The organism is Acinetobacter sp. YK3, from assembly GCF_001729365.1.
Classification (GTDB): domain Bacteria; phylum Pseudomonadota; class Gammaproteobacteria; order Pseudomonadales; family Moraxellaceae; genus Acinetobacter; species Acinetobacter vivianii.
Genome location: NZ_LZPJ01000126.1, coordinates 1 through 9,239, shown reverse-complemented (window position 1 = coordinate 9,239; position 9,239 = coordinate 1). Strand labels below are relative to the sequence as shown.

The 9,239-nt window shown below is 40.0% G+C and carries 11 protein-coding genes and 1 pseudogene; 7 read left to right on the top strand and 5 right to left on the bottom strand.

Annotation, left to right across the window (positions count from 1 at the left end; genetic code table 11):
* From A9Z07_RS17965 to A9Z07_RS15210, 3 genes and pseudogenes are all read right to left on the bottom strand, one after another.
* Positions 1-505 (bottom strand): annotated as a pseudogene (locus tag A9Z07_RS17965) (sel1 repeat family protein); the annotation flags it as partial.
* Positions 506-513: 8 nt separating this feature from the next.
* The gene (locus A9Z07_RS15215; RefSeq protein WP_069579725.1) at positions 514-930 is read right to left on the bottom strand and encodes a divergent PAP2 family protein; all 417 of its coding nucleotides are present in this window, start codon (positions 928-930) and stop codon (positions 514-516) included.
* Positions 931-949: 19 nt separating this feature from the next.
* Positions 950-1,828: a decaprenyl-phosphate phosphoribosyltransferase gene (locus A9Z07_RS15210; RefSeq protein WP_005260181.1), complete on the bottom strand. Its 879-nt coding sequence runs from the start codon at positions 1,826-1,828 to the stop codon at positions 950-952.
* Positions 1,829-1,856: 28 nt separating this feature from the next.
* Between A9Z07_RS15210 and A9Z07_RS15205 the strand changes: the two genes are divergently transcribed.
* Genes A9Z07_RS15205 through A9Z07_RS15195 form a run of 3 tightly spaced genes read left to right on the top strand, consistent with a single transcriptional unit; the run spans position 1,857 to position 4,328 of the window.
* On the top strand, positions 1,857-2,270 hold the full coding sequence (locus tag A9Z07_RS15205) for a GtrA family protein (protein ID WP_032863994.1): 414 nt from the start codon (positions 1,857-1,859) through the stop codon (positions 2,268-2,270).
* The gene (locus A9Z07_RS15200; protein WP_069579724.1) at positions 2,271-3,572 is read left to right on the top strand and encodes an FAD-binding oxidoreductase; all 1,302 of its coding nucleotides are present in this window, start codon (positions 2,271-2,273) and stop codon (positions 3,570-3,572) included.
* The gene (locus tag A9Z07_RS15195; protein WP_069579723.1) at positions 3,573-4,328 is read left to right on the top strand and encodes an SDR family NAD(P)-dependent oxidoreductase; all 756 of its coding nucleotides are present in this window, start codon (positions 3,573-3,575) and stop codon (positions 4,326-4,328) included. It begins immediately after the preceding gene.
* 57 nt (positions 4,329-4,385) lie between these two features.
* Here the strand turns inward: A9Z07_RS15195 and A9Z07_RS15190 are convergent, their stop codons facing one another.
* Together A9Z07_RS15190 and A9Z07_RS15185 are read right to left on the bottom strand one after the other, a co-directional pair.
* Positions 4,386-4,589 (bottom strand): DUF3565 domain-containing protein, encoded by a 204-nt coding sequence (locus A9Z07_RS15190; protein ID WP_069579722.1) that lies wholly within the window; start codon positions 4,587-4,589, stop codon positions 4,386-4,388.
* Entirely contained in the window at positions 4,590-5,042 is a 453-nt protein-coding gene (locus tag A9Z07_RS15185) for a MarR family winged helix-turn-helix transcriptional regulator (protein ID WP_069579726.1), read from the bottom strand.
* A gap of 178 nt (positions 5,043-5,220) precedes the next feature.
* On the opposite strand from A9Z07_RS15185, the gene A9Z07_RS15180 reads away from it, so the two are divergent.
* The 4 genes from A9Z07_RS15180 to murC all read left to right on the top strand — a co-directional run.
* Entirely contained in the window at positions 5,221-5,703 is a 483-nt protein-coding gene (locus A9Z07_RS15180) for a glutathione peroxidase (protein WP_062846244.1), read from the top strand.
* A gap of 215 nt (positions 5,704-5,918) precedes the next feature.
* The gene (gene gshB, locus A9Z07_RS15175) at positions 5,919-6,863 is read left to right on the top strand and encodes a glutathione synthase (protein WP_069579721.1); all 945 of its coding nucleotides are present in this window, start codon (positions 5,919-5,921) and stop codon (positions 6,861-6,863) included.
* Between the two features lie 226 nt (positions 6,864-7,089).
* Complete coding sequence (gene murG / locus A9Z07_RS15170; protein WP_081401154.1) at positions 7,090-8,187, top strand: undecaprenyldiphospho-muramoylpentapeptide beta-N-acetylglucosaminyltransferase; 1,098 nt, start codon at positions 7,090-7,092, stop codon at positions 8,185-8,187.
* A gap of 13 nt (positions 8,188-8,200) precedes the next feature.
* A partial coding sequence (gene murC / locus A9Z07_RS15165) for a UDP-N-acetylmuramate--L-alanine ligase (protein ID WP_069579720.1) occupies positions 8,201-9,239 on the top strand: 1,039 nt, incomplete at its 3' end.

The window sequence follows — 9,239 nt, the reverse complement described above, 5'->3', positions numbered from 1 at the left end:
CATGAATAAGTGCGGACAAGACTATTGTAAGACCTGTAAGGAAAAAAGATGAATAATATTTTTTTGTTTTTATAATACAGATTACACAGAGTAGCTGTAGAATTTGTATAATCTGATCAAAACGCCCTAATTCAAGTACCCATTGAGTTGTTAAAAAGGGCAGAAACATAAAGGAGGTAATATATAAAGCTTTATTTTTTTGTATATTTAAATGATTTAATGAGTTAATAGTCAAGTAGGAAAATAAGTAAAATAAAATAACTAAAATAATAAATGCTATAGTTCTGATGGATCTATAGCCATAATCCAGGTTGAAAAAAGAGATAAGCTCTCCAGGAAGAGCTCTTCTCATAAAGCCGTAGTCATAATTAAATAGCCACGATGTGTATAAGTAGTTATGTAACACTAGTGTAAATTTAAATTCACATGCTCTAAAAAATATTATGATTGCTAATAAAATGAGCAAATACAGGCTGATCTTTAATCTGCTAATAAATGTAAACATTGATTATCCTACAGTATATTGGCAATCAAATAAGCAACCAGACAACCTACCAGTACACCAGCTAAGATCTCAATCTTTGTGTGCCCCATACGTTCTCTTAGCTGTTTGTATTCAGGTGTATCTTTAGCCAGATGGTTAATCACTACCGCATGTTTACCAATAGCTTGTCTTAAACTATTTGCATCTAATAACACAATAAACGATAGGGTAAGTGCAACACCAAAAGCAGGGGTATCAATACCTTCTTTTATAGCAATAAGCGCGGTCATACTACTTACAATGGCACTGTGATTACTTGGTAATCCACCATAGCCAATTAAGCCAAAAGCCAGTTTCCTGGCTTTAATTGAATTAATAAGAAACTTTAGACAGCCCGCAACTAGCCAAGCTAGAAATGGGGTAATAAGGTAAATATAAGACTTCACGTAATAATCCAAAATAAAACTAAGCTGGCAATAATGTCCAGATACAACATGCGACCCATAAGACAACGGTTAATAATATTTGCCAGTCCTGAGCAATCACATCAGTTGGAGATTCTCCACCTTTTAGTGTTTCAACAATAAACCAGTAACGAAACAATCCAAACATCACAAATGGGATGGTGATAATGAGCTGTGGCTGCACTTCCATCGTATACAGGCTATAAAAAATAATTGCTGTAACGGCAGACATACCTGCAAAGCGGTCAATCAGACTAACTGAATAGTGTTCAAGTACCCCACGTCCTTGAGAGCCACTTTGTATCAGTTCCTGACGACGTTTAATTGACGCGAGATAAAGTGAAATACTTAATGTTGTAATAAACATCCAGTGAGAGACTGGCACTGCAAGAGCTACAGCACCTGCATATACACGTAACACAAAACCAAAGGCCACGATGAAAATTTCAATCACAGGCTCATGTTTCAGTTTAAAGGTATAGGCCCAGTTCAGCAGTAAATATACTGCGATCACATAGATGACTTTAGGTGCGATTAACCAGGAAAATCCTAAAGCGATATAAATCAGAGTTAATAGTATAATTGCACTCTGAGGACTCACTTGACCCGAAGCTAAGGGACGTTTTAGAGACTTTTCAGGATGTGCTCGATCTTTTTCTATGTCCTTTAAATCATTCACGATATAGACTGCGGAAGCAGCCAGACAAAATAAAAAAGCGGCAAACAATACGGAATAAATAGATCCTAAGTTTAGGAATTCACCTGCAAAGATTAAAGGTGCAAAAACAAAGGTATTTTTGAGCCACTGTTTTGGCCTAATTAGTTTAATCAGTCCTGGGATTTCTGCTAGAAATGACCGATTTTCTGCTATATCATACATTTTTTTTTCAGCGCTATATTAAATATAAATGATGGACTCGATTAAGCTCGCGCTGCTTTATACAGCGTTTGCTATAGTTGCTACGTTTTGCAATATTATAGCACAAGATATTTCTAGTTATATTTATGTTGGAAATTTTTATATTTTTATATCAATTGTTATTGGCACGGGTGTCGGCCTAGTTGTTAAATACATTTTGGATAAGAAATATATTTTTAAATATAAAACACAGAATACCAAACATGATGGAAAGGTCTTTATTCTTTATACCATCATGGGCCTTTTTACGACAATTATTTTCTGGGGTTTCGAGTTTGGATTTCATATCGTTTTTGAAACCAAAGAAATGCGTTACCTAGGTGGAATAATCGGTCTAATGATTGGCTATATTTGCAAATATTACTTAGATAAACGTTTTGTGTTTCGTAAGGTTGAGGCATAAATGAAAAACGTACAGGCCTGGGGTAGGCTTTCTAATACTGAACATCACGCTATTCCTTTAATAACGCCTTCACAAGCCTCTAGACAAATACAGCATGGCAGCTTTCCAGGCATTGCCCATGGCATGGGGCGTAGCTATGGTGATGTCGCATTAAATGGCAATGGTACTCTATGGTTGACCACAGCCATGAATCATCTGATGTCTTTTGATTTAAATACCGGGATTTTACACTGTGAAGCAGGTGCGACCTTACAAGATATTCACCGGACCTTGATCCCGCAAGGCTGGATGTTGCCTGTAACGCCAGGCACGCAGATGATTACCGTCGGTGGCGCGATTGCAAATGATGTGCATGGTAAAAACCATCATGCTTTTGGCTCTTTTGGTGACCATGTTCTGCAAATAAAACTTGTACGAACTGATGGTGAAATTATTGAGTGTTCAAAGACTGAAAGAGCAGATTGGTTCTATGCAACTTTAGGTGGAATTGGCCTAACAGGTATAATTTTAGAGGCGAAAATACAATTGCGTCCGGTTCAAAGTTCGTGGATTGATGCAGAAACTATTCCTTATCACAATCTAGATGAATTTTTTTCACTCTCTGATTCATCTGAACCAGACTGGGAATACACGGTATCCTGGATTGATTGTATGAATGGTGCGAATGCCAAAGGACTTTTTTCGCGGGGAAATCTGGCGAGTGTGTCTGCGCAAGCAGAACCTGAAATTAACGATAAAACATTTCCAATTACACCTCCTATTTCATTGGTGAACAAACTCAGTTTACCTCTCTTTAACTTTGCCTATTTTCATGGCAACTCGTTAAAAAGCCAGTCACAAAAAGTACATTATGAGCCATTTTTTTATCCATTAGATGCCATGCACGAATGGAATAAAATGTATGGGCCAAAAGGTTTTTACCAATATCAAAGTGTTGTTCCGAAAGAGATCGGTAAAGAAGTTACCCAAGAGATGTTAAATGCGATTAAAAAGTCGGGCGAGGGCTCATTTTTAGCCGTATTAAAAACATTTGGTGATCGTGAGTCTGGCGGATTGCTGAGCTTTCCAAAATCTGGTGTTACTTTGGCGTTGGATTTCCCTAATCGTGGTGAAAAAACGTTAAAACTGTTAAATGAATTGGATCATATTGTCGAGCAAGCACAAGGTCGTCTTTATTTAGCCAAAGATGCTCGTATGCCAAGATCACTATTTGAAGCGGGCTATCCGCGCTTAAATGAATTTTTAAAATATCGGGATCCCGGCATCAGCTCGGAAATGTCTCGTCGTCTATTAGGGGCCTAAATGTCAAATCAACCAAAAATCTTAATTGTAGGTGGGACGTCTGCTATTGCTGAACACTGCGCCAGACTTTGGCTTAAACAGCAGCCTTGTGAAATTATTTTATTGGGTCGTGATCAAGAAAAATTACAGCGTGTTGTGAATGATCTTAAGGTGCGTACGCCGCAGGCCAATATCCAATTCCAGACTGTTGATTTTGTAAATGCTACAGCGATTCAGGATTGTATTAATGCCATTAATCAACAAGGGAAAATCGATATTGCGCTGATTGCTCATGGTAATTTACCTGATCAAGAGCAATGTCAAAATGATTTACTCAAATGCCAACAGGCAATCGAAGTTAATGCACTTTCACCTGTATTATTTACAGAGAGTATTGCGAAACATATGATTGAGCATAATCATGGTAAATTGGCTGTGATTGGCTCAGTAGCGGGTGACCGTGGACGTAAATCAAATTATGTATATGGTGCATCCAAAGCATTGATTGATAAATACCTGCAAGGATTACAACACCGCTTAGCTTTAATCGGTTCTTCTGTTACAGCAACTTTAATTAAGCCGGGTCCAACCGCAACACCAATGACGGCTGGAATGTCTGGCAAAGGAAAGCTTGCCTCACCTGAGCAAGTTGCTAGTAATATTGTGCAAGGAATTGATAAAGCTAAATTGACAGTGTATACACCAGGTAAATGGGCAATCATTATGATGATTATCCGTAATTTACCTTTCTTCTTATTTAGAAAAATGGATATCTAAACTAGAAAGATAATTAAAAAGCTCAATCATATATTGGGCTTTTTTAGTTATCTTGGTTTAAAAGCACTCACCATTTATCTCCTCACACTTCTTACATTCCAGCATTACACCTAATTTCTCATGGCGCCCTTGTTCGGTTAACACCCAAGGACGATTTTGCCACGGTGGATCATGACGGACATGCTGACCATGCCCACAGGCGAGATCAGCAACATAATGTCCTTCTTCATCGAGATGAAAACCCACAATCGCTTGCAGCATTTAACTTTCTATAGACTCGAGTTTCGATTGTTCCAAACCCTTTAAAAAACGATGGCATAAGTTATGAATCGCCAGCAGATCATTCTGCTCCATGCCTAAAGCGCAGGCGAGTTTAAACGGAATTGCGATAATCTCATCTTTTGACGCCAGCGCTTTTTCCAGCAAGATCACTTTTTTCATTCGCTCGTCTTCTTTGACTGCGACACGCTTTAAAAACTGTTTTTCTTCTAGTTTTTTAATAATGGGTGTCAGCGTTCCTGAGTCAAAAAAAGTCTTTTGTCCAATCTCTGACAACATCACATTGTCCTGCTCATACAAAGCCAGCAACACAATAAATTGCGGATAGGTCAGATCGTATTCCTGAAGCAACGGACGATACTGGCGAATCATGGCATTGGTCGCGGAATACATGGCAAAACACACTTGGTTATCCAAAAATGAAACTTCAGCCATGATGTTTTTTGCTCGACTTGATTGTTGAACATTCAGTATAAATTGGATTGTTTGAAAAGTACATTGTGCATAATAAGCTTGCACGCAAGATAGTTGTGTGCAATATTAAATAAGCAAGCTGAATTATTAAGCAATATATTTCGAGTAATTCCACCATTGGATAGATGAGAGAACACCTATGAGCAAGATTTATGATTTTCAGGCTGAACTGTTAGAAGGCGAACAAAAGAAGCTTTCTGATTATCAAGGTAAAGTGTTATTAGTCGTGAATACGGCGAGCCAATGTGGTCTCACGCCACAATTTGAAGGTTTGGAAAAGTTATATCAGGACTATCAACAACAAGGACTGGTGATTTTGGGTTTCCCATGTAACCAATTTGCCAATCAAGATCCATCCAGCAACGAAGAAATCGGCAGCTTCTGTCAGCGTAATTATGGCGTGTCATTTCCAATGTTTGCCAAGATTGATGTGAATGGCCCAACAGCACATCCCTTGTATCAATATTTAACCTCTGAAGCCAAGGGAATTCTGGGGAGTGAAAGTATTAAATGGAATTTCACCAAATTCCTGATTAATCAAAATGGTGAGGTGGTAAAACGCTACTCGCCGATCACCAAACCTGAAAAAATTGCCAAAGATATTCAAAAACTTTTGGCTTAAGTTGAATTTAAAATTTGATGTTTTACAAATTACTGGCGATCGATTCATTTGCCAGTAATTTTTATCCATAAGAAAATCGTCTATTTAAATAAATTGAATCTAGTGATTTGAATAAATTAGAATTTTTTAGATTTAATAATTACATAACTTGTTTAAACATCATCAGTAAACTTCGTTATACTTTTTGCCAAGATTAAAAATACGAGCGTCAGATTATGCGTGTACTTGTAGTGATGGACCCGATTGAAACTGTGAATCTTAAAAAGGATTCAACTATGGCGATGTTATGGGCGGCCAGCCGTCGTGGACATGAATTGGGTTATGCATTACAGCACGATTTATATATCGACCAAGGCAAGGCTTTTGGTCTGATCTCTCCTTTGAAAGTATTCGAAGATTACAATCATTATTACGAGTTGGGCGAGCAGCGCAAAGAGTCGCTGGCCGATTACGATGTGGTATTAATGCGTAAAGACCCGCCGTTTGATATGAACTTTGTCTATACCACCTATATTCTGGAGCAGGCAGAGCGTGAAGGGGCGTGGATTATCAATAAGCCGCAATCGCTACGTGACTGCAATGAAAAGCTATTTGCTACCCAGTTCCCAGAACTACAAGTCCCAACTCTAGTGACCTCACAACAAAGCCTGATTCGTGAATTTATTAAAGAACATGGCGATGTGATTGTGAAACCACTTGATGGAATGGGAGGCATGGGCATTTTCCGTTTGTATCAAGATGGGGTAAACATCGGTTCGACTCTGGAAATGCTCACAGAAATGGGTACACGTCCGATCATGGCACAACGTTATATTCCTGAAATTGTAGAAGGCGATAAGCGTATCTTGATGGTCAATGGTGAACCGATTCCATATTGTCTGGCACGTATTCCACAAAATGGTGAAGTGCGCGGTAATCTGGCAGCAGGTGGTCTAGGACAGGCTCGTCCACTGACTGAAAATGATAAATTGATTGCAGCAAAAGTTGGCCCATTCTTACGTGAAAAAGGTTTGGTTTTCGTTGGCCTTGATGTGATCGGGAATTATGTGACTGAAATTAATGTGACCAGCCCAACCTGTATCCGCGAGATTGATGCACAATTCGGTACCTCGATTGCAGATGATTTATTTGCCGTACTGGAAGCTGGGCTTAAAAATTAAATAATTCTTATTTTTTGACCAAAATGCCCGTTTGTATTTACTCGAATTTTGGATGCAAATGGGCTTTTAGATATCGGCAGTCTCTAGTTTTTAACAAAGAATCGAAAAAAGCTCAGCTTTCTGTTGTAAACAAGTGAAATTCGCTTTTCGTGAATGAAGCTTTAGGATTAAAATAACGCTCGAAAACAATAGACGATAACCTTTTTTTGAGTTGAAGAATTAAACCGTGACCAATTCACCACAGAACAAACCCAAACATGTCATGATGATGGCCGCTGGTACAGGTGGACATGTTTTTCCTGCGCTTGCTGTTGCCAAACAACTGCAACAAGAAGGCTGTCAGGTCTCTTGGTTGGCGACCCCGACGGGAATGGAAAACCGGTTACTCAAAGATCAAAATATTCCAATTTATCAGATTGATATTCAAGGTGTACGTGGCAATGGTCTGCTACGTAAGCTCAGTGCACCCTTTAAAATTCTAAAAGCAACCTTAAGCGCAATGCGCTATATGAAACAGCTGAAAATTGATGCTGTCGCTGGTTTTGGCGGTTATGTTGCAGGGCCAGGTGGTTTGGCTGCACGTTTGCTGGGTATTCCTGTGTTGATCCATGAGCAGAATGCGATTGCAGGTTTTACCAATACCCAACTGGCACGTATCGCGAAAACCGTATGTCAGGCTTTTCCAGATACTTTCCCAAGTAGTGATAAAGTGGTGACTACAGGAAATCCTGTGCGTGCTGAAATCACTGCGATTTTGAATCCATCATGGCGTTACCAAACCCGTGAACAGGAACAATTGCCACTAAATATTTTAATTGTGGGTGGTTCATTGGGGGCGCAAGCGTTAAATGAGCGTTTGCCAGAAGCATTAAAAAAGGTCAGTGTACCGCTGAATGTATTTCATCAATGTGGTCAAAATAAGCAAGATGCGACGCGTGCACTTTATCAAGGTGCATCTGAGCAATTAAATATTCAGGTTGAGCCATTTATTCATGATATGGCCAAAGCGTATAGTGAAGCTGATTTAATTATTTGCCGTGCTGGCGCGTTGACTGTGACCGAAGTTGCAACAGCGGGTCTGGCAGCGGTTTTTGTTCCTTTACCTATTGCGGTGGATGACCACCAGACTGCAAATGCTAAGTTTTTGGCAAATGCAGGTGCTGCAAAAATTTGCCAACAAGCAGAAATGACACCTGCTGTTTTAGATGAGTTATTTGCCAGTTTGCTCAATCGCCAGCTACTCTCTGAAATGGCAATTAAAGCACGTCAACAAGCACAACCGAATGCGACGCAGCATGTGGTTGATCTGATTAAAAAATTGTAATTCGAGTTTATCTATGTCTCCTACAAATCCAAACCAAGCCAAAAAGCTGATTAAAGTGCCAGAAATGCGCCGTATTAAAAATATCCACTTTGTTGGTATTGGCGGTGCGGGGATGTGTGGTATTGCTGAAGTATTGAGTAACCAAGGTTATAAGATTTCAGGTTCAGATATTAAAGCGTCGAAAACGACAGCTCAACTCGAAGCCAATGGCATCAAGGTGTTTATCGGCCACTCGGCAGACAATATTAAAAATGCCAATGTACTGGTGGTATCGACTGCGATTGATCCTGAAAATCCAGAGATTAAAGCTGCAATTGAACAACGTACGCCGATTGTGCGCCGTGCGGAAATGTTAGGTGAGTTGATGCGTTACCGTCATGGTATCGCGGTTGCGGGAACGCATGGTAAAACGACAACCACAAGTTTATTGACCACCATGTTGGCGGAAGAAAACCTTGATCCAACTTATGTGATCGGTGGTTTGCTGAATAGCACTGGGGTCAATGCTGCGCTGGGTGAAAGCCGTTTTATCGTGGCAGAAGCGGATGAGTCGGATGCTTCATTCTTGTATTTACAGCCAATGGCCGCCATTGTGACCAATATTGATGCAGATCACATGGATACCTATGAAGGCAGCTTCGATAAGTTAAAAGATACGTTTATCCAGTTCTTGCATAACCTGCCATTCTACGGTTTGGCAGTTGTCTGTGGTGATGACGCCAATATTCGCGAGATTTTACCGCGTGTAGGTCGTCCAGTTTTAACTTACGGTTTCGATGAAGGCAATGATATCCGTGCGGTTGATGTGGCTCAGGAAGGCATGCGTTCGCACTTTACCGTATTGCGTAAAGACCGTGAGCCATTACGTGTCACCATCAACCAGCCTGGCTTACATAATGTCCTAAATGCGCTTGCTGCAATTGGTGTGGCAACCGATGAAGGCGTTTCTGATGGTGCGATTTGCCGTGCCTTAGAAGGCTTTAGCGGTGTTGGTCGTCGCTTCCAGGTTCAAGGTGAATATGAAGTTGGCGAGGGCATGGTGAAATTGGTAG